The sequence below is a fragment of the Duganella flavida genome (assembly GCF_009857445.1).
GTDB lineage: Bacteria > Pseudomonadota > Gammaproteobacteria > Burkholderiales > Burkholderiaceae_D > Rugamonas > Rugamonas flavida.
Genome location: NZ_WWCN01000004.1, coordinates 284,102 through 309,177, shown reverse-complemented (window position 1 = coordinate 309,177; position 25,076 = coordinate 284,102). Strand labels below are relative to the sequence as shown.

General features: G+C 57.1%; 27 protein-coding genes. 23 read left to right on the top strand and 4 right to left on the bottom strand.

What is annotated here, in order from left to right; translation table 11 throughout:
- Positions 1–65: 65 nt before the first annotated feature.
- The 3 genes from pdxR to GTP46_RS08285 all read left to right on the top strand — a co-directional run bounded on the left by pdxR (position 66) and on the right by GTP46_RS08285 (position 4,062).
- Entirely contained in the window at positions 66–1,511 is a 1,446-nt protein-coding gene (gene pdxR / locus GTP46_RS08295) for a MocR-like pyridoxine biosynthesis transcription factor PdxR (RefSeq protein ID WP_161006143.1), read from the top strand.
- 169 nt (positions 1,512–1,680) lie between these two features.
- Positions 1,681–1,920, top strand: a complete 240-nt coding sequence (locus GTP46_RS08290; protein WP_161006142.1) for a hypothetical protein — start codon at positions 1,681–1,683, stop codon at positions 1,918–1,920.
- A gap of 21 nt (positions 1,921–1,941) precedes the next feature.
- Complete coding sequence (locus GTP46_RS08285) at positions 1,942–4,062, top strand: PAS domain-containing hybrid sensor histidine kinase/response regulator (RefSeq protein WP_161006141.1); 2,121 nt, start codon at positions 1,942–1,944, stop codon at positions 4,060–4,062.
- 206 nt (positions 4,063–4,268) lie between these two features.
- Here GTP46_RS08285 and GTP46_RS08280 read toward each other — a convergent pair whose 3' ends face one another.
- A complete protein-coding gene (locus tag GTP46_RS08280) occupies positions 4,269–6,917 on the bottom strand; it encodes a TonB-dependent receptor (RefSeq protein WP_229258844.1) in 2,649 nt (882 codons plus the stop codon).
- Between the two features lie 559 nt (positions 6,918–7,476).
- Between GTP46_RS08280 and GTP46_RS08275 the strand changes: the two genes are divergently transcribed.
- Entirely contained in the window at positions 7,477–7,740 is a 264-nt protein-coding gene (locus tag GTP46_RS08275) for a hypothetical protein (protein WP_161006139.1), read from the top strand.
- 195 nt (positions 7,741–7,935) lie between these two features.
- On the opposite strand, the gene GTP46_RS08270 is transcribed toward GTP46_RS08275, so the two are convergent.
- Positions 7,936–8,163 (bottom strand): hypothetical protein, encoded by a 228-nt coding sequence (locus tag GTP46_RS08270; RefSeq protein WP_161006138.1) that lies wholly within the window; start codon positions 8,161–8,163, stop codon positions 7,936–7,938.
- A 626-nt stretch (positions 8,164–8,789) separates the two neighbouring features.
- Here GTP46_RS08270 and hemE point away from each other — a divergent pair.
- The 18 genes from hemE to GTP46_RS08180 all read left to right on the top strand — a co-directional run bounded on the left by hemE (position 8,790) and on the right by GTP46_RS08180 (position 23,526).
- Entirely contained in the window at positions 8,790–9,875 is a 1,086-nt protein-coding gene (hemE, locus tag GTP46_RS08265) for a uroporphyrinogen decarboxylase (RefSeq protein ID WP_161006245.1), read from the top strand.
- An 80-nt stretch (positions 9,876–9,955) separates the two neighbouring features.
- Positions 9,956–10,921 (top strand): catalase family peroxidase, encoded by a 966-nt coding sequence (locus GTP46_RS08260; protein ID WP_161006137.1) that lies wholly within the window; start codon positions 9,956–9,958, stop codon positions 10,919–10,921.
- 125 nt (positions 10,922–11,046) lie between these two features.
- On the top strand, positions 11,047–12,267 hold the full coding sequence (locus tag GTP46_RS08255) for an NnrS family protein (protein ID WP_161006136.1): 1,221 nt from the start codon (positions 11,047–11,049) through the stop codon (positions 12,265–12,267).
- Between the two features lie 227 nt (positions 12,268–12,494).
- Entirely contained in the window at positions 12,495–13,424 is a 930-nt protein-coding gene (locus GTP46_RS08250) for a sensor domain-containing diguanylate cyclase (protein ID WP_161006135.1), read from the top strand.
- A gap of 63 nt (positions 13,425–13,487) precedes the next feature.
- The gene (locus GTP46_RS08245; RefSeq protein WP_161006134.1) at positions 13,488–14,285 is read left to right on the top strand and encodes an FTR1 family protein; all 798 of its coding nucleotides are present in this window, start codon (positions 13,488–13,490) and stop codon (positions 14,283–14,285) included.
- Positions 14,286–14,339: 54 nt separating this feature from the next.
- Positions 14,340–14,774: a hypothetical protein gene (locus GTP46_RS08240; RefSeq protein WP_161006133.1), complete on the top strand. Its 435-nt coding sequence runs from the start codon at positions 14,340–14,342 to the stop codon at positions 14,772–14,774.
- Between the two features lie 39 nt (positions 14,775–14,813).
- Complete coding sequence (locus tag GTP46_RS08235; RefSeq protein ID WP_161006132.1) at positions 14,814–16,472, top strand: cbb3-type cytochrome c oxidase subunit I; 1,659 nt, start codon at positions 14,814–14,816, stop codon at positions 16,470–16,472.
- A 1-nt stretch (position 16,473) separates the two neighbouring features.
- Positions 16,474–17,070: a cbb3-type cytochrome c oxidase subunit II gene (locus GTP46_RS08230; protein WP_161006131.1), complete on the top strand. Its 597-nt coding sequence runs from the start codon at positions 16,474–16,476 to the stop codon at positions 17,068–17,070.
- A gap of 9 nt (positions 17,071–17,079) precedes the next feature.
- Positions 17,080–17,676, top strand: coding sequence for a c-type cytochrome (locus tag GTP46_RS08225; RefSeq protein WP_161006130.1), 597 nt, complete (start codon positions 17,080–17,082; stop codon positions 17,674–17,676).
- 121 nt (positions 17,677–17,797) lie between these two features.
- Positions 17,798–18,310, top strand: coding sequence for an SCO family protein (locus GTP46_RS08220; RefSeq protein ID WP_229258843.1), 513 nt, complete (start codon positions 17,798–17,800; stop codon positions 18,308–18,310).
- A complete protein-coding gene (locus GTP46_RS08215; protein WP_161006128.1) occupies positions 18,307–18,933 on the top strand; it encodes a hypothetical protein in 627 nt (208 codons plus the stop codon). Before GTP46_RS08220 ends, GTP46_RS08215 begins: the two co-directional genes overlap by 4 nt.
- A complete protein-coding gene (locus GTP46_RS08210) occupies positions 18,884–19,291 on the top strand; it encodes a group III truncated hemoglobin (RefSeq protein WP_161006127.1) in 408 nt (135 codons plus the stop codon). Before GTP46_RS08215 ends, GTP46_RS08210 begins: the two co-directional genes overlap by 50 nt.
- 149 nt (positions 19,292–19,440) lie before the next feature.
- A complete protein-coding gene (locus GTP46_RS08205) occupies positions 19,441–19,860 on the top strand; it encodes a hemerythrin domain-containing protein (RefSeq protein ID WP_161006126.1) in 420 nt (139 codons plus the stop codon).
- A gap of 112 nt (positions 19,861–19,972) precedes the next feature.
- Positions 19,973–21,235 carry an EAL domain-containing response regulator gene (locus GTP46_RS08200; protein WP_161006125.1) on the top strand — a complete coding sequence of 421 codons (1,263 nt, stop codon included), beginning with the start codon at positions 19,973–19,975 and terminating at the stop codon, positions 21,233–21,235.
- A gap of 103 nt (positions 21,236–21,338) precedes the next feature.
- Entirely contained in the window at positions 21,339–22,304 is a 966-nt protein-coding gene (locus GTP46_RS08195) for an SLAC1 family transporter (RefSeq protein ID WP_161006124.1), read from the top strand.
- Between the two features lie 154 nt (positions 22,305–22,458).
- Positions 22,459–23,040 (top strand): sigma-70 family RNA polymerase sigma factor, encoded by a 582-nt coding sequence (locus GTP46_RS08190; RefSeq protein WP_161006123.1) that lies wholly within the window; start codon positions 22,459–22,461, stop codon positions 23,038–23,040.
- Positions 23,033–23,245 (top strand): hypothetical protein, encoded by a 213-nt coding sequence (locus GTP46_RS08185; RefSeq protein ID WP_161006122.1) that lies wholly within the window; start codon positions 23,033–23,035, stop codon positions 23,243–23,245. Before GTP46_RS08190 ends, GTP46_RS08185 begins: the two co-directional genes overlap by 8 nt.
- The gene (locus GTP46_RS08180; protein WP_161006121.1) at positions 23,245–23,526 is read left to right on the top strand and encodes a TehB family protein; all 282 of its coding nucleotides are present in this window, start codon (positions 23,245–23,247) and stop codon (positions 23,524–23,526) included. Before GTP46_RS08185 ends, GTP46_RS08180 begins: the two co-directional genes overlap by 1 nt.
- A 104-nt stretch (positions 23,527–23,630) precedes the next feature.
- On the opposite strand, the gene GTP46_RS08175 is transcribed toward GTP46_RS08180, so the two are convergent.
- Positions 23,631–23,885 (bottom strand): heavy-metal-associated domain-containing protein, encoded by a 255-nt coding sequence (locus tag GTP46_RS08175; RefSeq protein WP_161006120.1) that lies wholly within the window; start codon positions 23,883–23,885, stop codon positions 23,631–23,633.
- Positions 23,861–24,658 carry an EAL domain-containing protein gene (locus GTP46_RS08170; RefSeq protein WP_161006119.1) on the bottom strand — a complete coding sequence of 266 codons (798 nt, stop codon included), beginning with the start codon at positions 24,656–24,658 and terminating at the stop codon, positions 23,861–23,863. The genes GTP46_RS08175 and GTP46_RS08170 overlap by 25 nt, the downstream gene beginning before the upstream one ends.
- A 129-nt stretch (positions 24,659–24,787) precedes the next feature.
- Between GTP46_RS08170 and GTP46_RS08165 the strand changes: the two genes are divergently transcribed.
- Positions 24,788–25,075 carry a TehB family protein gene (locus GTP46_RS08165; RefSeq protein ID WP_161006118.1) on the top strand — a complete coding sequence of 96 codons (288 nt, stop codon included), beginning with the start codon at positions 24,788–24,790 and terminating at the stop codon, positions 25,073–25,075.
- Position 25,076 lies beyond the last annotated feature (1 nt).

Sequence of the window (25,076 nt, the reverse complement as noted above, 5' to 3'; positions counted from 1 at the left end):
CCCAATTAACCTGTCCGCCGTGAAGCAGCTGTCGTTGTTCGCGATTGCAGGGCTTTCGGAACATCATGGAATTACACATTTTAATCAAAGGCGAGCGCGACATCAGCGGCCAGATCTACACGCAAATTTATGAGGCGATTGAATCGGGCCGTCTGGTGCAAGACCAGCAAATCCCTCCGTCCAGGCTGCTTGCCAAGCAGCTGGGGGTCGCGCGCAAGTCGGTCGCCGATGCGTATAACCGGCTGACCTATGACAAGAAGATCGTGGGCTATGTGGGCCGTGGGACGTTCGTCAGCGGCGCTGCGGCCGCGCCCACGCTGCCCCATATCGAAGCTGGAAAAGCCGTTATGGGCTCGCTGAAAAAGTGGGGCGAACATGCTGACATGACGCCGCTGGAAACCGCGTATCGCTGTGCTGTGGATTTTGCCGGCGGCGAACCTTCTGCGCATCACTTCTACCAGGATGAATGGCGTAGCTGTGTGCTGCATGGCCTGCGCCAGTGCACTGCCAAGCGCGGGAAATACGGTGAGACCGCCGGCGTCAAACAGCTGCGTGAAGCGCTTATCCGGCATGCTGCATTCTCGCGCGGGGTGATTGCAACGCCGGAACAAATGGTGATTACTAACGGCGCCCAACAGGCACTCGACCTGATTGGCAGGATTGTGATTGAACCTGGCACCTGTGTGGCAATGGAGGAGCCCGGCTATCCCGGGGCCCGCCTCCTCTTCACCAGCCTCGGTGCCAGGGTAGTGGGCGTGCGTGTCGATAGCGAAGGCATCGATGTCGACGCCATTCCGGAGCAGGCCAAACTGATTTACGTCACCCCTGCCCACCAATTCCCTCTGGGCATGCCGATGAGTGAGGCAAGACGCCAGGCTTTGCTTGAAAAAGCCAACCGTATCGGCGCCATCATTATTGAGGACGACTACGACAGCGAGTTTCGCTACAGCGGCCAGGTTACCAACTCCCTGCAAAGCATGGACAAATTTGGCGTGGTCGTGTTTGTCGGCACCATGTCCAAGGTGATGTTTCCAGAAATGCGTATCGGCTATTTGATCGCACCACCAGCAATTGCCAAGGCTGCGGTAATGGTTAAACGTCTCACCGATTGGCATAGCAATACGATGGTGCAGTATGCCCTTGCCAAGTTTATTGCGGACGGCAACCTCTTGCGGCACGTGCGCCGGGTCCAGACTATCTACGCCCAACGCCGGGAAAAAATCCAGGCAGTCTTCGGCACGGCACTGGCACAGTGGTTTGAGCTGTTACCGACCAATGCCGGCTTTCACATGGTCGCGCTGGCCAAGCGTGATATAAACATCGGCGAACTCATAGCGCGCGCGCGCGCTGACAATATAGGCTTGTATTCACTGCGTGATTTTTATTACGAGGCCGCTCCACCAGCAGGCTTATTCCTGGGATATGGATCCGTCGATGCCAATGCCATTGAGCCTGCGCTAATCGAAGTACGGAATATTCTGCGCGCCATGCTATGGCAGCAGAAGACCTGACGATCAGCCATGGAGTCAACTATTCTTGACATCAAAAAACTGCTAGATCGCCCCCCTTGCTCCGTGCCACTATCGCTGCTGCTGATGGGACCGGTAATTAGTTCCTGAGGCCTTGGCCGACGATGGCAGTACTGCGTTTTTCGCGTAAGAAGACCTTTTGGAGATCGCCATGAACATCGATAAATTCAAGCAGCATATCGCAATCGACCACCCTATTGCCATCGTCCGCGCGCTGGTTTCCGCGGGAGTAAATCTAGCCTTTTCACCGACATGGATCACGCCGCGCTTATTCACTGACGTGCCGCAAGTGTTCTGCGATGAAGCAAACCTAGCCCTCAAGACCCCCGACGAACGCAGGAAGGGCGCAGGCCGCAGCTTGTATCCCGCCATTCAAGCCGGAACAGCGTGACGGTGGTTGGACGCCATTCCTATGTCCGCCTCTACCATGCCACCCGCCCCCCTCTCGCCCGAGCAAGACTTGCATCGACTGACGTTGATGATAGATTCTGTCTCGGACGCTATCATCACCATCAATTCGCGCGGCGTTATTGAATACGTCAACCGTGGCGCCCAGGAGCTGTTCGGCTACCGCCGCGAACAGCTGCTGGGGCGTAACGTCTCCATGCTGATGAGCTCGCCAGACAGCGAGCACCATGACGCCTACATCCGCGCTTATCTGGAAACCGGCCAGTCACGTGTGATGAACCACCGGCGCGGCGCCACCGGCCTGCGCCAGAATGGCACGACGGTACCGCTGGATCTGACCTTGGGTCAAATGCAGCAAGATGGCGAGCAAAAATTTACAGCCATCATGCGTGACGTCACCGAGCAACGGCGCCTACAACAACTCGCGGTTGAGGCAGAACGGGGACTGCAGGCAGCAAAAAACCGCGCCGACGACGCGAATCGGGCAAAAAGCGTGTTTCTCGCTACCATGAGCCATGAGATCCGAACACCGATGAATGGCGTGATCGGGTCGTTGGAACTCTTGGGACTCAGTAACCTCACCATGCAGCAGCGCGAGACGGTACAAATGGCGGAGCAGTCTGGCAGGGAGTTGCTACGCATCCTGGACGACATCCTGGATTTCTCCAAGATCGAGGCCGGCCGCTTGGAATTGCACTACGAGCGTACTGCGCTGCGCGAGCAGGTAATCGATAAAGTGGTCGCAACCTACGCCCACCTGGCGTCAAAAAAAGGCTTACGGCTTCATCGCCGTGTCGATAGCCAGGTAGCCCAGTGGGTCTGCACCGATCAACTGCGCCTGCGGCAAATCCTGCACAATTTTGTTAGCAACGCAGTCAAGTTCACACTGAAGGGCGAAATTGAAGTCGCACTGGACATGGTGGAGTTCGGGCCATATAGCCAGTTCCTGCGGTTCTCGGTAAAAGACACCGGTATCGGTATTTCCGCAGAAAACCAGGGCCGGCTGTTCCGGCCGTTCGTCCAGGCTGATGGCGACACCACCCGGCGGTTTGGCGGTAGCGGGCTAGGCTTGGCAATTTGCCAGGGATTGGCCTATAACATGGGCGCATCGATATTCATGGAAAGTACCCCTGGACTGGGAACGACCATGAGCTTGGCGGTTGAACTACCTGTGACCGATCCCGGCGTATTGCGGCCTGCCGCCCACATCGCCTCAGCCGCTGCCCCGTTGCCACCGACGGCAGGCGCGACAGTGGCACAGGCAGCCACGCAGCGCCGGCTGGTGCTAGTGGTTGATGACCATGCCACCAACCGTCAGGTACTGCTGCGCCAGCTAGGATCTTTGGGCTATGCCGCCGAGAGTGCCGCGAATGGGATTGAAGCCCTCGACATGCTGGCCACTGGCCAGCACTCGCTGGTCATCAGTGATTGCCAAATGCCCGAAATGGATGGCTATACCCTTGCTCGCACCATCAGGCAGCTGGAAGCCAGTAGCGCTGCGCCGGCTTCGCCTCCCAGCCGCCTGCCTGTGATTGCCTTTACCGCCAATGCATTTGCCAGCGACGAGGCCCGTGCCCGAGACGCTGGCATGGATGACTTCCTCGCTAAACCGACCACCATCGGTGCGTTGAAAGCGGTGCTTGAACGCTATTTGCCATCGTCGGGAGACGACACCGTCTTGTTGGCAGGCCGGACGCCGCCGTCGCTGGCGCCCGATCACCGGCGTTACATACCGTTGGACGAGGTTCAGCTGTCCGCGATTACCGGCGGGAATGCAAACGCTCGCCTCGAGTTCATTGTCGAGTTCCAGCAGTGCTGCCAGGTTGACGTAGCCACACTGCGCATCGCATATCAATCGCTAGACGCGATTTCCTTGCAGCGTGCTGCGCATCGGATCTGCGGGGCGAGCAAGACCATTGGCGCCAGCGCGCTCGCCGCAGCATGTAGCGAGCTTGAAACCGCCTGCGTAGCACAACAGGCTCAGGCATCGGCGCCGGCTATGATCGATGCCTGGTCTGAGCAGACCCGGCTCGCGCACACGCGCCTTTTCCTCGAGCTGGCTGCTTTCAATGACTATATCGCACAAGGAACTACCGTTGTCCACGGCATCCGGGTGGCCTTATGAACTGCGGTCACCTTAACCTTCCAGTGGCGCAAGACCATGACTACTAGCGCAGGACAATATGCCACGCCATCAATAGTAGCGGAAGCAGCGAGACTATCGACCAGACGGCGCTGGTCGGGCGACCTACGCCGAAGAGGTCATGGCAGGAACGAAAAAAACCCTCCGCACTCAAATTGGGCGGAGGGCAGGTGGTTTTGCGAGCCAGTCTAGAATTTGTAACCTGCGGTCAGGTACACATAGCGGCCGCGCGGATCATACTGGTTGATGTCGTAACCCGCTTGGAACTGATTGGTTACTGGCGTACCAATCGGGTCAGGCTTTTTGTCAAACAAGTTCTTAACGCCTAACGCCAGGGTCAGGTTCTTGATGCCTTTGTAGCTCAGGTTAGCGTCGTAGATCGACTCCGACGAGATAAACACCTTGTTGTCATTGAGGTCATGGCCAACCTGGTAACCGGTGCGGTAATTTTGCACCAGGGTAGTCGACCAGGCACCGAAACTCCAGGTACCGGCCAGTTGGTGTTTCCAGCGCAGTATTACGCCGCCGTCCTGGGCGCCGATGACCGGGGTACCAGTCGGATCAACGATAGTGCCAACCTTGTGCGAGATATCCCCACCTGGGCTAGTCTGGTCGAAGGTATCCATGTAAGTACCGTTCAGGCTCACGTCCAATTTGCCGAAGCTGAAGCTATCCTTCCAGTTGGCAAACAGGTCCACGCCCTGCACGTTCGCATCACCGGTGTTTGCCAGCGTCTTTTTGATGCTGACAATATCATTACCGCGCAATGTCACCAGGCCGGCGTAAGCAGGATCGCCAGCGCGGAAGCGCGATACCACTTCTTGCGCCGACGGTGTGGCAAGGATATCGCGGATACGGATATTGAAGAAGTCCAGGCCGATGCTGGCAGTACTCAGTGGCTGCCACACAGCGCCGAATGAATACTGCTTCGACTTCTCGGGTTTCAGGTTAGGATTACCACCACTCAGGGAGTTTACTTGCAGGCCAGTTTGCTTGGTGCCTGGATCGGTGAACTGCTCAGAGGTCCCCAAGGTTTGCGGAGTCCACAGGTCAACCAATGACGGCGCCCGGAAGCCAGTACCGTACGAACCGCGCAGGACTATCTGTTTCACCGGTTGCCAGCGGAAGTTCGCCTTCCAGTTGGCGGTGTTACCAACGTCGTCATAGTGGTCATCGCGCGCTGCTAGGTTCACTTCCAGCGATTTCAGCAGCGGCACGCTCAACTCACCGTACGCCGAGTTCACCGTGCGATCGCGATCAATTGGTACCAAGGAGCCGCCCAGGCCGGAGATGTCGCCCGACTCATAGGCGGCGCTAGGGCTGGTGCTGTATTTTTCCTTGCGAGACTGGGCGCCGACCGCGTATTGCGGAGTGATGCCGGCGACGGTCCAGAAATCGCCCGCCAGCTTGCCGTCAAATGCATCGCTGGTCGATTTGGCGTTCAGGTAGTTTCCGCGGAAAGCAGCAGATTGCAACTGGTCCGCCAATGCACCGGTTTGCACGCCACCGGCAGCCCAAGGGTTCCAGTTGCTGGCATTGATAATTTTGGCGTAGGCGACCTGCGAGAAGTAGCCGGTGGTCACCGCACTATCGAGCTTGGATTCATTGTGACTGAAGGCTACCTCATAGTCGCCAAAGCCCAGCGCCCCCTTTAAACCCAGCACCGCGCGAGCCTGCTTGGCTGTGTCGACGTTTTGACGCGGGCCAAAGTTGAACACACGGGAAGTAATCGCCAGCGGTTTGCCGATCAGCGCGCCGAATCCACGGCTTTGCAGGTAAGGGACCGCGATCGATTGGTAATTGGGGTTGGACGGGTACAGCAGCAGCGCTTGATCCACACCTTGCTTACCGAACTGGTCGTCGGTTTCAAAGAAGCTTGCCCGCGCCGGCGATGGCTGGTACGTCTGCGTCACCTGGCTCTGGGAGTACAAGACATCTGCGAACAACTGGTGGTCTGCGCTTAACTGGTAGCTGAGGTTGCTAGTCAGGTTATAGAGTACACGGTCAGGGGTCAGGCCGACATCTGGGCCGCTATCGTAAGCACAGTAGGGTGCGCCTTTTGCACCGCTGGCTATGGTGCTCATCTTGATGGTGCTGCATTTATCGCCAACCGCCAGCGGGTTGCCATAACCTGAACCGCCGCTGCTGAAGCCGGCTGCCGGGCCGCTGCCCGGAATGAAGTTACCCTGGATATTACCTTGGCCGGTGGCGGTGCTGCTGTAGTAAGGCAGCCGGGTCGCGGACGCTGCGAACGTGCGGTCACGGCCAAACAGCGCTTTATCTTTTTCGTACGAGCCCGACACGACAATGTTCAGCTTGTCCGTGTTATAGCCACCGGTGATCGAGGCTTTCGCGTTTTGTCCGCCGCCACTCTCTGTCGGCGAACCATAGCCAGCGCTAAGCTCTATCCCCGCTACTTGCTTGGCCAGAATGAAGTTAACCACGCCGGCGACGGCGTCACTGCCGTACACGCCCGACGCGCCATCTTTGAGGATCTCGACGCGCTCGATCGCCGCCAAGGGAATCGCGTTTACATTCACCGACGAGCCGTCACTACCAGCAAATGCGGCCAGGCGGCGACCGTTGACTAACACGAGGGTCCGGGTCGAACCAAGGCCGCGCAGCGAGATCGAGGACAGACCGCCAGTCGAAACGCCCGCTCCCGTGGCATTGGTGGTGCCGCCCGCAGACGAGAAGGCTGAAATCGATTGCAACAATTCTTCAGTGCTGGTTGCGCCAGTGCGGGCGATATCCGCTTTCGACACCACCTGTACCGGAAGCGAGGTTTCAGCATCGACCCGCTTCACCGAGGACCCGGTGATTTCGACACGTTGCATTATTTGCATGTCCTGGGCGCTAGCCTCGTGGCCTATCAAGCTCAAACCCAGTACAACCGCACCGGTCGAATACATAAGCCGCACAGAACGCGATATAGTTTTTTCCATCAGCATACTTGACTCCAAGTTGTTATTTAATCTAAGTCCCGATAAGAACCGGAGTGCATGAAATCATTATTTATTATTAATCGTCAACGCTAAATTAGTATCAGTTTCTACCCAACTCAAAAATACAACACCATCAACGATTAAATGGACTATTCATTATTCTTTTAATTGGCTCAGTATCTAATTTTTTTGCTTTTATTCATCAACTTATACAAACTCACTATTGGACTACGAGAATAGCAAATCCAAATCAGAAAAAACTACAGTACCCTCCTGAGCAGCGCCAATGACTGATTGGCACCCTAAAATATAACGGTATTGGCCATGGCGTGCTGATCGTCCTGATATCATGAGTCCTGGGTGGCAATCAAAAAATAAATCCCGCTGTATCTGTAGTTTTCGGAAATTTCTTGTGTTAAATTTGCGCTATCTCTAAATCTCGCGAGTTTCCATGCCCTCTTATTCCGAATATCTAGAATTGATTGAAAACCTGAAAAGAAACGCAAGGATTGCCCGTATCGCAGAAATAACAAATGCAAAGGCCTTGATTCTGCAGATCATGCAAGCCCACGGGCTAGCCATTATCGAATCGCGGGGACGCCTGGAGATCGGTGTTCCCTCGCCAGCGCAATCCAGTTTGAAACCCCGCGCGCGCTCGCTGGCGGGGGCAGATACCCGGGCCGGCAAACAACGATCAGCGCGCCGGATGGAATAGCCTGGCGGGGCCGGCTTTTTGAGGGACTAAGATGTCGCCTAGCGCATGTGGGCACGGCGCGCGCCCCACCCCGCAACGCCCAGGGGAAGGCTGCGTGCGAGACTGGGTACTCATGAAACGCGGGCCATGCTCTATCGCGGCGGACATTGCCGCGTTGAAACGGGGATCGTTTTAAATTGGTCTGGGAATGCAGGTTTAGCACTTCACGCAGGAATAAATCGGCCTCAACAATGCCAGCGCTGTTTGGCTAAGCGACGCGATATCAGGCATCTCGTCCGGGCTCGCTCGGATGTTCATGATCTCGATGATGGCATCCTGGCTGCCATGCTGGATGGTCAGCGTGCCGGTGCGGTAGGCCTGCCGTATCGCCATTACCATGCACTCCGTTGAGACATCATGCAATTCGTCAGCTAGATTCGTCATTACGCTCTCCCCTACGCATCTTCCGCACATGAAGTGCAGGAGTTTCCTCCCGTTGCTATCGGTCTTCATGGTCAACGGTGCATCAAAAATTAATTTGATTATAGGGATAGATCCCTTCCCGCCAAACTGCAGAATATGGGCACGCCGCAACTAGCAGCAAGAAAATTACAGGCAATGTGGCAGAAAGCAATTCAACACAAAACGCCGTGCGCGCTTTCAGGCCAGGCCTGATTACAATGGAATGAAGACAAAGAATCGGCGCCCGTCCCCGGACAAAATAGTAGCTGGCAAGCAGTAGTCAACTAAAGCGGCATGGCCAGCACAAAAAGTTGCATACATGGCGTAACAGCTGCGGTACCGGCCCGACTTAACTTCATCGGAAGCAAAATACGGCATAGGATGAAGAGTCAGCACTCGGTCGCGGCACTATTTTTGCCGCTGCCATTTTTGTGGCCGTCACTTTTATGGCTGCCATCAAACAGCCGGCCTCGGCGTAGAGCGATGGCGCTACCTCGGTTACCCAAGCCGACGCTCTGAACGGCGTGTTTGGCAAACAAGACAGCGCCAATACTAAAAAAATTAAAGCAATTAATCCACCTTTTAACCAAGCACAGGCGGCCACTCTGATGTCTACTTTTGCCCCCCTCCAAAATGATACGTTTTTAAGAGCGTTGTTGCGCCAACCGACCGACTACACGCCGGTTTGGCTGATGCGCCAAGCGGGCCGCTATTTGCCAGAGTATCGCGCGACGCGCAAGAAAGCCGGCTCCTTTATGGGACTGGCAACGGTCCCGGACCTGGCGACCGAGGTGACGCTCCAGCCGCTTGAACGTTTTCCGCTCGATGCGGCAATCCTGTTTTCTGACATCCTCACTGTCCCCGACGCTATGGGTTTAGGTCTGCATTTCTTCGAAGGCCAAGGTCCAGTTTTCAGCAAACCGCTGAGGACCGAGGCCGAGGTGCTCGCGCTGCAAGTACCAGACCTGCACAAGCTTGACTACGTCTTTGACGCCGTCACTCAGATTCGCACAGAACTCAATGGGCGGGTGCCATTGATTGGCTTTGCCGGGAGCCCGTGGACGCTGGCCTGTTATATGGTCGAAGGCAAAAGCTCGCGGGAATTCCACACGATTAAACAGATGCTTTACAGCCGGCCCGACCTTGTGCACCACATCCTCAGGATTAATGCCACCGCAGTCGCTGAATACCTGAATGCACAGATCGATGCCGGCGCGCAGGCAGTCATGATTTTCGATTCATGGGGCGGCGCGTTAGCCGACGGCGCCTACCAGGCATTCTCTTTGCGCTATATGCAGCAAGTACTGGCATGCCTTCATCGCAGCAATGGCGGCGCAAAAATTCCAGCAATTGTATTCACCAAAGGCGGTGGCCAGTGGCTGGGCCAGATCGCCGATATCGGGGCGGACGCTGTCGGCCTGGACTGGACAGCAAACTTGGCGCGGGCGCGCGCCTTGGTCGGCCACAAAGTCGCAATACAGGGCGGTCTCGATCCAGCTTCGCTGTTTGCCAGTGGCGAGCAGATCCGGGCTGAAGTGCGCAAGGTGATCGACGACTTTGGCCTGCCTTCCGGTGGTTCTGGCCATGTCTTCAACCTTGGCCACGGCATCTCTCAATTCACGCCGCCTGAGAGCGTCGCGACGATGGTTGACGAAGTACATCGCTACAGCTACCGACAACGGCAACCGCAATAGCCCCTCAACGCACCAGTCGCCTCAAAAATCGCCTTACTACCAAGCAATGAATCGCTAACGACTCCAATGGGAAACTTACAATGAACATGACGTCAGAGACCAGCATCAACCCAGCTATCCGCGCTTCAGCACCAACGCCCGCAACAATGATAGACGCGCTTAATAACACCTTCGGCAAGCATGTGGGCAAGCGCGCGTCACATGCCAAAGGCTTCTGTGTGCACGGGCAGTTCACTCCCGCACCAGATAGCGCGCAGTTTGTCAGTTGCCCCTTATTCTCCACCGGTCCGATGGACGCCACGGCCCGTTTTTCGGTTGGCGGCGGCAATCCCGGTGTGTCCGATAAGAGCAGATCGGTGCGCGGCCTGGCGATGCGCGTCGCCGGCGGCGGTGAGAGCTGGGACCTGGTGCTGATCTCGGAGCCAGTCTTCTTTGCAGCGACGCCGGAGTCGTTCGTGAGCTTCCTGGCCGCACGCATTCCTGATCCGCACACCCAAAAGCCCAGCCCGGAAAAAATCACGGCCCATACTGCTGCATATCCGGATGGCGCCTTGCAACCGGCGCTGCTGGCGTCACATGCCGCACCGCTATCTTATGCGACAACACCGTACTTCTCGAATAATGCCTTTCTCTTTAAGTCAGCCTGCGGCCAAGAGCAATATGCCCGCATCATCGTCACGCCAGTGGCGGGGACCTATTACCTGAGCGAAGAGGACGAGAGCAACTTGCCCGATGTGTTCCTTGAAGACGAGTTCAAAGCCAGGCTGCAAAATGAGCCGGTGCAGTTCGAGATCGTCGCGTTATTGCCGGCCGAAACAGATTCGCTTACCGATCCCAGCCAACGTTGGGCTGGTGCCGGCCGTATCTCGCTGGGCCGTCTGCGCATTACTGCCATCGCTGAAGCAGGCGCCTGCGATGGCATGGTTTTTATTCCGGTGAACCTGCCAAGTGGCATTGAGACCAGCGAGGATCCGATTCTTTTAGCCCGGGCCGCCGCCTACGGCATTTCCCTGAGTCGCCGCAAGACGGTGGCAGACGACATGTAGGCCTCCCGTCTTCCGGCCAGCAAATGCGCACCGGAATCTGTTCCGGTGTTCAGCACGCAGCAAGCACACCAGCAAAGATTCGAAATTTAATGTAGTATATAAAATATAGCTTTAATGGATGTACCATGAAAACCTCCTCTTCCTTTTTATCGATCGGCGAGCCGCCGTCCGGCGGCGGGACCAACCAACTCCTCCTTCCTCGCGGATTTGCGCTATTCCGGCTGGGATTCCGCCCCTTGTATCTCGGCGCTGCAATAGTTGCCCTGCTGGGTGTACCGCTTTGGCTGAACAGTTTTTTCGGTCATGCAGATGTGGCGCCGGGCGTTAATGTTTTGTGGCATATGCATGAGATGGTGTTGGGCTTTGCGACAGCTGTGGTATTCGGTTTTCTGTACACGGCGGTCAAGAACTGGACTGGGCTCCCGACGCCCCGTAATATGCAGCTGGCCGCCATCGTCGCCACCTGGCTGGCCGGACGGCTCGCCATGCTCGGCGCGCCAGCGCTGACGGCCGCTTGCCTTGATCTGCTGTTCATCCCCATCGCAATCAGTCCCCTGCTCGGTGTCATGCTCCGCTCAGGAAAGCGCAGTAACTTGCCACTGCTGGTCTTGCCTGCGCTGCTGTTCTGCGTGAACCTCTGCTTTCACGCCAGTGTATTAGGATGGCTCGCCGTTTCTCCGATTACGGCGATTGAGAGCGGGATCCTGGTCCTTGCCATCCTGTCGACGGTGATGGCGGGCAGGGTTGTTCCAGGCTTTACACGTAATATGGCGCCTGCTAGCGTGCCGCAAAGCTTTGAGTGGCTGAACCGTATCGGGATCGCCTTGATCATCGCCTCCAGTCTCGCCTGGGCGCTCAGCACACCAGTGTCCTTGACCGCTCCATTAGCCACCGGAGCCGGCCTCATTCAGTTATCCCGTCTCGCCTATTGGCAGCCTGAAAAGACCGTACGCTATCCCTTGCTTTGGATATTGCACCTGGCATTTGGGTGGATCGGCCTCGGGTATATTCTGCTGGCTTTGTCGGTTTGGGGTGTCTGCAGTACCAGCACAGCAATGCATGCGATCGCGGTAGGTGGTATGTCCAGCCTGATTCTGGGCATGATGACGCGCACCTCCATCGGCCACACTGGCCGGCCAATGCGCGCAGAGCACAATGAGCGGCTGATTTTCCTGTCGATTCAAGGCGCCGCTGTGACCCGCGTACTTGCCAACATTCTGCCGTTCGAAGCGAGGGTTCCCCTGTTGATTGTCGCCGGCTGTTTATGGTCGCTGGCGTTTCTCGTGTTTATCGTACGGTTTGCCCCCTTTTTGTGCCAACCGAGGATAGACCATCGCGAAGGCTGAACGCTCCATTGCTGTTCATCCATAGCGTGTAACCAGCAAAAAAAAGCGATGCAAAATGGATTTTGTCTACCCCCCGAGCTAGGTGTGACACAACACTCTCCGAGTTTGTTTTCAGCGCTGTCTTGCAAGGCATTCTTACGTGCGTTATGTTTGGGAAAATGCTGCTCGCCAGATGCACACATCGCCGTGTGCCGTTTGCGGCACTAGCAAAGACTTTGAGGTTAAAAATGTCTACGGTGTCAGATTTGCCGTTTCAGCTTCAACTGCGCCTGCTTGATGACGCATTGGATGGCATTGTCATCGTCGATCAGCAGTCATTAATCCGCTATGTGAACCGCTCGATGGAGGTGTTGACAGGTTTTTCCCGCAGTGAGCTGTATGGACGCTCCCTCGATGTACTGATTCCGGACGACGGCATATCGCCGCACTCCGAAAAAATAGCGAAATTCATGACAGGAGGCCGGCCCTCTGCCATTTTGGGACATGTCCGTGAACTGCAAATTCTGCTGCGCTCAGGCGAGACCTGTGCCGTCGAGATGAAGGCCGTCGATCTAGGCAGCTGCAATAGTCGCAGGTTTTTCGGCGCGTTCATGAGTGACATCCGCGAGAGAAAATCAATGGAGGCCCGTAATGCCGGCCTGCTTGCCCTGCTGGAGCAGCAAGCACTATCCGACTCGCTCACCGGGCTGCTGAATCGCCGCGCATTTGAGAAAGAAGCAATCGCGGCGGTACTGCGCTCCGCGCGCAGCTCCGCGCCGATCACCGTGGGCATCGCTGACGTCGACCATTTTAAGAACATCAATGATCAGTATGGCCATGCAGTTGGTGATGCGCTGCTGAAAGCTGTCGCCGCCGCCATGCGTTCCGTGGCGCGCGACACCGACATCGTCGCAAGAATGGGCGGTGAGGAATTCGGCCTGCTGTTCCCGAACGCCTCGATCGAGCAGGCACGTCAGGCGGCGGAACGAATCCGCGAGGCTGTCGCACTGATTCGGCTGCCCCTGGACGATAAGATTTACGTGCAGGTCACAATCAGTATCGGCCTCTCGCGCCTGGTTGGATGCAAAAGTGTAGATCAGGCGCTTGTCGCTGCAGACCAAGCTCTCTACAGCGCAAAAAATAAGGGCCGGAACCGGATAGAAGTCAGCGATGGCTGATCGATCACCAGATACCTGCCCTCTGCTTACCCACACCGGGTTAAACGTATTGATGGAGTCCTGATGTTCCCTACATTGATGGTGACGTTCCGAGAAGGCGTCGAGGCTTTTCTGGTGATCGCTGTAACGTTCGCTTACCTTAAAAAGACGCAGCGACTGCACCTCGTCGCGGCATTAAAATGGGGAGTAATCGCGGCCCTCGCTGTCTCCGCTGTTTTCGGGGTTGGCCTAGTCCGTGCCGGCACCCTCACCGCCGTCACCGAAGGCTGGCTGGCATTGGCCGCACTCATACTGGTCGTCTCATGTACAGCGCACATGATGAACAATGGACCGCGTTTGGGCGCCGGTATTCATGCGCGTATTGAAGCTGCAGACGCAGCACATCCGGCTGCGGCCCAGGTTGGCGTCTTCATGTTCGTGCTGCTGATGATAAGCCGAGAAGGCGTTGAAACTGCCACCATGCTGGCTGCAATTGCGGCCAACGCACGCTCCGGTGATCTGCTGATTGGCGGCGTGCTTGGAACCGTTGCGGCAGCCGCCTTGTCGCTGACCTGGGCGATGCACGGTAAGAAAATAAACCTCGCCAAGTTCTTTCAGGTCACCGCACTCTTCATGATGCTGTTCGCCATCCAGCTGGCGATCTATGCATTTCACGAATTCACCGAAGGCGGTACCGTTCCAGGTATCGACAACGCCCGCTGGCACCTGCTGACCGAGCCTTGGGGGCCTGACGGCCGTTATGGAGCCTGGCTGTCTTACAGCCTGGGTTTGGTGCCGGCCAGCTTTATCGCCATCACAGCGCTTGCCCGGCATTTGCGAGCCACAGTGAGGCCGACTTCGTTGTTGAAAAATCAGAAATAATGTAGCATATGAAATGAATGTTATGACCGACACCTTACTCCACAAGGGAATCAGATGTATTCAGATATTGCGGCAGTGCTAGCAACGTCGCTATGGGCAGGCGTGGTCTTGGGCGTATCCTTCGTCGCGCAGCCGGCGAAGTTCAGCACGCCAGGCTTGGCGCGCCCCATCGCCTTGGCCACCGGGCGCCAGATGTTCCAGGCGACGCAGGTGCTGGAAAGCTGTCTCAGCATCCTCGCCATCACTTTGCTCATGATCACCGGCTCCCGCTTGCGCTGGCCAACTTTCTCGGCCGGCGCGATCCTGGTGCTGCAGATCCTCGTATTGATGCCACCGCTATCGGAACGGGTGAATGCGCGCCTGACCGGCAAGACCTTGGCGGCCAGCCCTTGGCATGCGCTGTTTGGCATCTCGGAAGTACTGAAATTCCTGCTGCTGTTGACGGCCGCTATCTGTTCCCTGCTTCACACCTCGGCTAGCCAGCAATAAGCGCTGCACCTTTATTCAACCTCAACTACACGGCGAATCATGGATACAGTAACGATTCTTCTGTCCTCATTTATCCTGTCGATCACGGGCCTGCTCGTGTTCATCTGGTCTTTACGGAAGCGGCTGTTTGATACGTCGGCCGCTGCGGCGCATGTCATCTTCTCGCCAGGTGAGATCGGTCGCGGAGAGGAGCCGTCGGCCACGGCGGAGCAGCGTGCTGGCTTGGCGCAGCGCGTCGCCGCTGACCCGCGCCAGCCGCTCAGTGCTGAACAGGAACTGCTGCTGCAAGCGGAACTTGAAGCGCGCGCCCAAGCTGATAAGTCCACCGCATTCGTCTCCTTCGTATTCCTGTCATGCGCGGTGATCTGGCTCATTGTTGGCTCACTCGCGGGCCTGACAAGCTCCATCAAACTGCATGAGCCAGATTGGATGGTGCAGCAAGCGTGGTTGACGTTTGGACGGATTCGTACCATCCATCTGAATATCGTCGCTTACGGCTGGGCGCCGATGTCAGCATTCGGTATTGCCAACTGGCTGCTTCCACGCCTCCTGAAAACTCCGTTGATCGGCGGCCGTTTTGCTATCCTCGGATGCATGGTCTGGAACGCAGGCTTGATCGCCGGTGTCGGCTGCATTGCCGCCGGCATCAGCGACGGCATGGAGTGGCTTGAAATCCCCTGGCAGGTTGATGTGCTGATCGTGATTGGCGGAGCTTTGATGGGACTGCCGCTGGTATATACGCTCCAGGCCCGCAGGGTTGATCATCTGTATGTGTCGGTCTGGTATATGGGAGCAGCCTTGTTCTGGTTTCCCATTCTATTTTTGATTGCGAACCTGCCAGCCACCCACATCGGGGTCGAGCAGGCGACCATGAACTGGTGGTTTGGCCATAACGTGCTGGGCTTGTTTTATACGCCGATGGCGCTGGCATCGGTGTACTACTTCCTTCCCAAAATTATTGGACGACCGGTGCAGTCCTACAACCTGTCACTGCTGGGATTTTGGACGCTGGCATTCTTCTATGGCCAGGTAGGCGGCCACCACCTGGTCGGCGGCCCGGTGCCTGCATGGCTGATCACGCTCTCCATCGTGCAAAGCGTGATGATGGTGATACCGGTGATTTCGTTTTCGGTGAACCAGCACCTGACCATGCGCGGTTACTTCTCCAAGCTGGTGTACTCCCCTACCCTGCGCTTCATTGTTTTAGGCGGCATGATGTACACGCTGAGTTCGCTACAAGGCTCAATGGAAGCCCTGCGCAGTGTCAGCACGGTCGCCCATTTCACCCACTTTACCGTGGCCCATGCGCACCTTGGACTGTACGGTTTTTTCAGCATGGTCATGTTTGGCTCGATTTATTTTGTCATGCCGCGCGTCATGTCTTGGGAATGGCCCTACCCGTCGATGATCGCGGCCCACTTCTGGCTGGTGGTGCTGGGCTTTTCGATTTACTTCATCGGCCTGTCGATCGGCGGCTGGCTACAAGGCCTGGCAATGCTGGACGCCACCCAACCCTTCATCGAATCGGTCAAGGTCACCCTGCCTTATCTGAAAAGCCGCTCCGTCGGCGGTGCGATCATGACCGTGGGCCACCTGGTATTTGCCGCGCATTTCGTGGCGATGGTGCTGCGCCACGGCCCAGCCCGTACCGGCGCCGCCTTATTGCACACCCCCACCGCTAAACTGGCAGGAGCATAAAATGCATGACGAAATAAAACTGCTGGGCGGGGCGATGGTGACACTGGGCTTAGCAACGTCCGCCTTGGTGGTGGTGCCGTTCTTGCAGCTACAGGGCGTAGAACCGCCAGCCGGCTTGAAGCCTTACACCTCGGCGCAACTGCGCGGGCGCGCAGTGTACATTAAGAACGGCTGCATCTATTGCCACTCTCAGCAGCCTCGTGATAAAGCGCAGGCGCCGGACGATAAGCGTGGCTGGGGAAGGGCATCGGTTGCTGCGGACTATTCTTACGACCGGCCGCACCTGCTGGGGACCAGCCGCACTGGCCCGGACCTGTTCAACATTGGCGCGCGCCAGCCCAGCCAGGACTGGCACCTGGGCCATTTATACCAGCCCCGCGCCTATACGCCAGGCTCGATCATGCCTTCTTATCCGTTCCTGTTCGAAATCAAGGAGCAGGCCGATCCGGGGGACCGCGTGCTGACCCTTCCTCCCGGTTTCAAACCGCCCGGCAAGCTGGTCGTGGCCACTCAGGAGGCGCTCGACCTGGTGACCTACCTGCAGGGTATGGACCATACCTACCCTGTGTTCCAGGTCGTAGAAACCCAGAAAAAATAAGGGGATGCGATGATTGAGCAACCGAATAATGACGCACGCAAGCGCGAAAATCCTGATCCCCACGAACAAAACCGCCCGGTTCCAAAGCTGGTGCTGCTAGTCGCCGCGATCATGCTGACATGGGCTGTTACGTATATTTTTACGCAGCAAAATGACGATGCACCCGAACTAGGCGACCACCGGACCATGGCCACCCTGGAAGGCAAGCCCGCTGGCGCTCCGGGTGCAGCCGATGGCGCCCAGGTCTATGCAGCAAATTGTGTGGCGTGCCACCAAGCGACCGGCGCTGGCTTGCCGGGCGTGTTCCCCCCCCTCGCCGGCTCCGAATGGGTGCTGGCGGCGGACAAGCTGCCGGTGAACATTCTGTTACATGGCATCACGGGAAAGCTCACCGTCAAGGACAGCGCTTACAACGGCCAGATGCCAGCCTTCAAAGACAAATTGAGCGACGCGGAAATTGCGGCCGTGCTCAACTACGTACGCAGTAATTTCGGTAATGGCGCGGGGAAGATCACAGCGGCGATTGTTAGGGCTGAACGTGACGCAGGCAAAGAGCGCAAGAATTCCTGGAACGGCGATGAAGACCTCAACCAACTCAAACAGTGAAGCTGCTGACAGCTTGCGCTGGACGGTCGTCACAACAGCGCTGGTGGTCATACTTGGCTGTATCGCGATTTATCACAGTACCATGGGCCTGCGGGTAGTCTCGACGGAAGAAGGTCGGCGCTTGGCCATCCAACAAGCGCCGAGAATCGTACCTGCAGCGACGCTGGACACGCCGGCCGCACCGCTGCTCGCCGAGGTGTTGCGCTCAGATGGCCGGGTGACGGTTGTTTCGTTCATCTACGCCAGTTGCAACTCGGTGTGTTTGGCGCTGGGTAGTGAGTTCCAGCGCATGCAGGCGCAGATTGCCCGCCTCGGTCTTCAGGACCAAGTGCGGCTGATGAGCATTTCCTTCGACCCGCGCGATACCGCTACGCAGCTGGCGGTGTACGCGAAGCGCCAGCAGGCCAACGGCAAAACTTGGCAAATCAGCGGCATCGCTTCTGCTGCCGGCCGCAAGGCTGTGCTGGATGCCTTTGGCGTGGTGGTGCTGCCAGCACCGCTGGGAGAGTTCGTTCACAACACCGCATTTCACATCGTCGACGCCAACGGCCGCCTGGTAAAAATCGACGATTTCGACCAGCCAGACCAGGCCTTGGCCGATGCTGTCGCCATCTACCATGCGGGGCGCCTGTGAAGCTTGCGTACGCCACTGTCGCCAGGCCCGCCATCGCCGTCTGCGCGTTGACGCTCGCTGTGGGCGGGGCGCGCTGGCTCGAATCCAGCATGCTCCGCCACATGCTGGTGCAGCTCCCTTTGCTGATCATTGGGGGCTGGACCGCCGGTGCTGCGCAACCAGGGCATCGGTTGCTGGTAAAGGCTGATCAGTACGGGGTGGCGGGCCTGACGGGGCTGCTGTTTATCAGCGCTTACTGGATGATACCGCGGGCGCTAGAGCTGAGCCTGAATTCCATCTGGTCCGAGGCGGGCAAGTTTGCATCGCTGTTCTTGCTGGGCATGGTGCTGCCGGGTTCACTAGGGCGCTGTCCTTGGGTGGTGCAGCTGTTCTTTCTTGGGAACTTCGGCGCCATGATGGCGATTGCTGGCATCCAGTATCAAAACATGCTGCAGCGCCTGTGCAACGCCTACCTGCTTGACGATCAAAACCTCACCGGGATGGCGCTGACAACTGCCGCCATCCTCCTTTCAATTGCCTGGTGCATTCGAATGGCCCCAGCTCTCAAACTTAATCAAAGTAATACTGAAACAAATGAGCTATCACGAACTAAACACCACTTCGATCACCAAGCTGGTGCATGAATTTTACGATGACGTACGTGCCGATCCCGAACTCTTCACTGTCTTCAGCGAAGCCATCGGCTCGCATTGGGAGCCGCATCTGGACCGCATGGTCGATTTCTGGTCAACCGTCATGCTAGGGACCAAGAGCTTTCAAGGTAACGTCTATGGCAAGCACATGCTGCTGCGCGGTGTTACGCCAAAACACTTTGCCACTTGGCTTGCCCTGTTTGAAGCAACGAGTACACGCCTGTTTGAACCGGGCATTGCCCGCGAATTGCAGATCACAGCAGGCCGTATTGGCGAGTCCTTGAAGTATGGCTTCTTCGGTAGTCAGAACTTTATTGAGCAGCAATCGATCGAGACACGTCGCGCGTAGATGGATAGGGCATAGATTTAACCCAGGCCGATAGCAAAGAGCAGGGTAGCTGATAGCTAAAATTGCTAAACATAAAGTGTATTTTATTTGCCTGTTTAGACCCTATCCTATAGAATTACTACATTAGTGAACGGTCATGAAAGAATGTTATGAACATCGATAAATTTAAGCATCAGCACATCGACATCTTGGGCGCCATTGCCGGCCTGCGCACCTTGGTGCAAACCGGTATTACGGAGCACGCCGCTGAAATCTCTCAACGCATTGTCGCCATGAGCGGCATCATCAAGCTCCATCTGGCGGTAGAAGACAAGGTCTTGTATCCAGCGCTGGAGGCCAGCAGCAACACGAGCCTGGCAAGGCTTAGCCGCCATTACCGGGATGAGATGGATGGCATCGCTGGCACGTACCTGATGTTCGCGGGAAAGTGGAACACTCCCCGTCTCATGGCCGAACAACCCGAGTTGTTCCGACATGAGGCGAATTCTGTATTGAAGACTCTTTACCAGCGCATGAAAAAAGAAGATCGCGAGTTCTATCCAGCGATCGAAGCGGCATCCAGCACCTGAGGCCAGCGCGCCGGTAACCAAGGTCGCGACACCTCGGATACCGGCTTCCCGCGACAGTGTTTCGCTACTATGAACAGGACCGGCAAGCCCCAACAATGCTTCCGGAAGCATCATGAATATCGAGAATCTCAACTTTCTGCTGGTAGAAGACCACGACTTCCAGCGACGCGCACTGCGACGCATGCTTGCGGGGCTGGGTGCAAACAGCATCACCGACGTCGCCGACGGTGGCGCCGCGTTGACGGCATTCGAGCAAGCTAGGCAGCCGTTCGACGTCTGCTTCATCGACCTCAACATGCCTGGGATGGATGGCATGGAGCTAGTGCGCCACTTGGCAGAAGCGCAGAGCAAGGTGTCCATTATCTTGTTGAGCGCCTTGGACCGGGCCTTGATTTCGTCCGTTGAAACGATGGTGAAAGCCTATGGTATTCACCTGCTGGGCGCGATGGAGAAGCCGGCAACACCAGCGGCAATTGAGCAGCTGCTATGCCGGCTGAAGCCAGGCAGCCATGGTTCTCGCAGTGCCCGCGGCAGTTCGCACCCCGCCTTCCCGGAGCCGTCAATGGACGAGCTCACGCAGGCGCTGGTACTCGGGCAATTTGAGCCTTTTTTCCAGCCGAAGGCCTGCCTGACCAACGGCACCATCCACAGCGCCGAAGCATTGGCGCGGTGGCGTCATCCGCAACGCGGTCTGGTGCCACCGGATTCGTTTATCCCCCTGCTCGAGCAACATGGTCTGATCGACCAATTGACCGAGCAGATAGTGCAAAAGACCGCCCGCGCCTGGCAAAGCTGGAGCGCCCAGGGAAAGCAGTTCGAAGTGTCGATCAACTTGTCGCTCTCCTCGCTATCGAACCCAGGCTATGCAGCGCGCCTGATTGCCATCCTGGACCACAGCGGAATTGCCCCCCGCTTCATCGTATTCGAGGTGACCGAATCAGCTGCCATGTCCGACGTTCCGCACAGCCTGGAAAACCTGGCGCGACTGCGGATGAAAGGCTACGGCTTATCGATCGATGACTATGGCACTGGCTATTCAAGCATGCAACAGCTGATCCGCATTCCTTTTTCAGAGCTGAAGATGGACCGCTCCTTTGTCACTGCTGCATGCAAGGACAATGCGCAAGTGTTGGTGCTGGCCTCAAGTCTGGCGCTGGCCAAAGAGTTGCGGCTGGACTCGGTGGCGGAAGGAATCGAATCAGCATCCGACTGGCGTCTCCTGCGTCGCCTGGAATGCCGTTACGCACAGGGCTATCTGATCGGCAAACCGGTGCCGCAAGCTGAATTTCTTGACAGCGTTGCTGGCTGGAGCGAAGCATATGCCAACCTGCCTCACGATGTCCGCGCCGACGCCGCAGAAACCGGCCTGAATTAAGCGCAAAATTGTCCTAGAAAATTTGCATCTTCCCGGACATTCTGAAGAAAAAGAGCGCATGCGCGCTGTTTCCATAGCGCTTAGGAGACCGCTGAGGATGAATATGAGCGACCAAATTCCGGTACCAGCAGCATTACCAGCCCTGCCGTCCGCATCTCGCAGTACGGTATCGGTGACGCACTTCAGCATGATTCTTGGCTTGTCGGGCCTCGGCTATGCCTTGCTCAATGCTGCGAAACTGTGGGGCATCCCCCCCATCCTTGGCGAGCTTGAGCTCGAAATGTCCTTTGCGATCTGGTGCGCTTTGGTGCTGCGGTACCAGATCCGCTTGATACGCCAGCCTCGGCAAATAATTGAGGAGTACCACGATCCTGTCAGCTGTAGCATCGCGTCCCTGATCGGTGTGTCGACGCTGGTGTTTGTGCCGGCCGCAGCCGCTTACTCGCTGATTGCCGCATGGTCGCTGGCGATTGTCGGGATCGCGTGGCACCTCGGTTTTTCGGCATGGCACACCGCGCGGCTTTGGCGCGGCAACCGGAATACTACAGACACAACCCCTGCCCTTTACCTGCCAGACGTCGCCGGCAACTTCACCAGTGCGGCTGCACTGGGCGTGCTAGGCCAACCGGATTGGGCATGGCTGTTCCTGGGGGCCGGTCTTTTTTCTTGGCTTAGCCTAGAGCCTGTCATCAAAGCGAGCATCATCCACGGTGCCGCGCTGGCGCCGGCACGGCGACCACTCATGGGCATACAGGCAGCGCCAGCGGTGGTCTGCGCTGCGTCAGTGCTATTCATCGAGCCCCATATCGCTGGCCCGTGGGTCATGCTGCTGCTCGGTTATGGGCTGTATCAGCTTATACACGGATTACGGCTCACTTCCTGGTTGAAAGAGCAGCCATTTACCAGGTCTTACTGGGCCTACACGTTTGGCATGACGTCTGCGCTCAACTGCTGTCTCAAGCTAGCGCTTGGAGGCAGTGGCGCTGCGCGCGTATTGGCTGTGCCGCTCATGGCCGCTGTCAGCAGCTTCATTGTTTATTTGGGTGCGAGGACTTTGCTAAGCAGGTAAGGCGCTAGCGTGCCACGCTGGCGCGCCATCCATACCAGCGGTCTCGGCACTGGCGATAAAAAGCCGGCGGCTGGTGTAACGGGCCGGTCCCGGGTTCGACTAACAGAGAACAGCCCAGAACATGGCAACGTTACCAATATTTAAACCACACCTCATGCTAAAACCAACCATATTCACGGACTGCTGGGAGACTATCGCACTAGAAAGGGCGTTCCTGATTCGCCTGGCGCGATTGCAGCTTTCATCATCGGCCGATGCCGAAGACGTCGTGCAAGAGACGCTGATCGGCGCGGCAAACTCATGGGAACGCTTCGAGGGACGCTCTAGTATTCGCACTTGGCTCACAGGGATACTACGCAACAAAATTATTGATGTAATCCGGCGCCGGAAGTTGTTCCAGACCGTACACTGGAGCGTTGAGCCCGGCGACCTCAGTGAATTCGACTACCTGTTCACTGCCGATGACGCCTGGCATCCGGAGGCATTCATCGACACCGTCTGCGGCGAAAAGAAGGCGGCAGAGAACCAGCTGCTCGATATCGTTGAACTGTGCATGAACCGCCTCCCGGCCGATACTGCCCGCCTTTTTTTAATGCGTGAATATCTGGGGATGGAGCTGGCTGAGATTATGGACACCTGCACCGTCAGTGCCGGGAATTTGCGCGTCATACTGTATCGGGCGCGTATGCGCTTGCGCGATTGCGCCGTCCGGGGATGGGGAGAACTTGATGACTGACGCGATTAAAAAACTGACTTGCCGCGAAACGACTTACCTGGTGGCGTCATCGCGGGACGCGTCGCTGACGGCGCAACAAGCAACTGGGCTGGCGGCGCACCTGGATACGTGCAGTGCCTGCCGCATCGCCAAGTCGCAATTCACGGCCGTGTTTTCGCATCTTGAAACATTGCTGGCACGAACCACAGAGCCGGACCGATCCTGATGAAACCAATACCGGCCGCAATCCGCCACTACCGCAGTTCGCCTGAGTTCAATCAAGACTCGGTGCCAACCGCCCTGTTGCGTGATCACGCGACAGCCGACGGGGTATGGGCTAGTGTCGTGGTGCTTGAAGGAAGCGTGCGCTACGCTGTTACTGACGCTGGCGCTGAACGAGCGGACTACTTACTGACGCCCGCCCTCAGTGGCACGGTCCTGCCCAGACAAGTACATCACCTGGAGATTGTGGGACCGGTGCGTTTTCGGGTCGACTTCTATCGCTGATCCGCCATCGACCACTGAACGCCAATTGAGAAGTTTGGTAAACACCGGCCTGATCAGCACCCGCAGGACACCAGCGGCCGGCCCTCTCGGATGGCCTGCTGCGCTTAGCTACAGCCACCACAGCATGAAGTTTTCGCTGGCATGGGCTCTTGGATCTCGCAGTTATAGCCCGCGCCTTGTAAAGCATTGCGCAGCATCAGCGTCGAGACCTTTACCTCATCATAGACGACACTGCAAATATCCGAGACTTCGCCTATCAGCACGTCGCTGACGCCCGGCAGCAGCGACAGCGCTTTCTCTGCATCAGTGCCGAAGCCCGGGCTATTGAAATCTTTCAAGGTGAATGAAGCGAGACGCATAATGTTCCTTTGTGTGGGTTGAGTGAAGAGATTTCCGAGCAAGCACTGATCGCCCGGAATGAGGATTGCCAGCGTCGCAGTGCGGTGTCGACGCTGGTGGCGCGCGTGGGCGGGCAGATGAAATCGCCTTGGACGAACTGCAAACCTCGTTCGGCCACGGCATACCATTGAAGGATGGTGCCGATGTTGGTAACGACAGTCGCCCAGGGCGTCAAACGGCACGCCAGCGCCTGATCCAGCGCATCACGGGTATCGCAGCAGTCGCCCAAGTCGATTTTTTCTAACTGCGCGCCGCCAAAGAAATCATCTAGCCCGAGGACTACTCCGGCCCTGCCCTCTTGCAGCCCACTGTAGGAGGCGAGGTGGCGCCGGGCCGCGCCCGAACGCAGCAAACCACCGGACAAGCTGACAACCAGCGGCACTGCGCACAATGCCCCCACGCAGGCCGAGGCCGTCCCCTGCCACCGTGCAGCGGCCAGCGCGGCCTGATCAATAAGTTCGATTGCCAGCTGGTCCAACAGGCCTTGTTGGTCCGCCTCACAAACAAAATCGGCCGGCACCAGGCAGCCACGGCGCGGATGCTGCCAGCGCAGTGTGGCTTCGATGGCGACCACCTTGCCCGTCAGCGCATTCACATAAGGCTGGAAGACGGCAACGAACTCCTTGCGCGACAAGCCGTGCACCAGCTCAGAAGCGGAGACACCCCTGGCGAGGACCTGATTGCGGCGCGCAAGAGGGGGGGATGCAGGATAATCAAGTGGGCCGATTGGCATAGAAAGATCATAAATGAGCAGAATAGATACATCTTAATTATTCCGGCCAAATAAATCAAGTATTTATTTTACTTCTTTATGCCACTCATGCCATAATAGGTCCACACAAACGACTTGATGGGCGACACCATGAAATCCATTCCTGCTGAAATGATCCACTACAAGAGCACACCCGTTTTCACGCAAGACAGCGTTCCCGCCGCGCTTCAACGCAGCCATACCACGGCTGACGGCGTATGGGGACGGATCACCATCCTGGAGGGGTCACTGCTCTACCGTATCACCGATGAACGATTTCCTCTGGAAGAGGTGATACTGACTCCCGCAAGTTTTGGCGTAGTAGAACCACAAGTAAAGCATGAAGTGCAGGTGATGGGGCCGGTACGTTTTCAGGTCGATTTTCACCGCCAGCAATGAC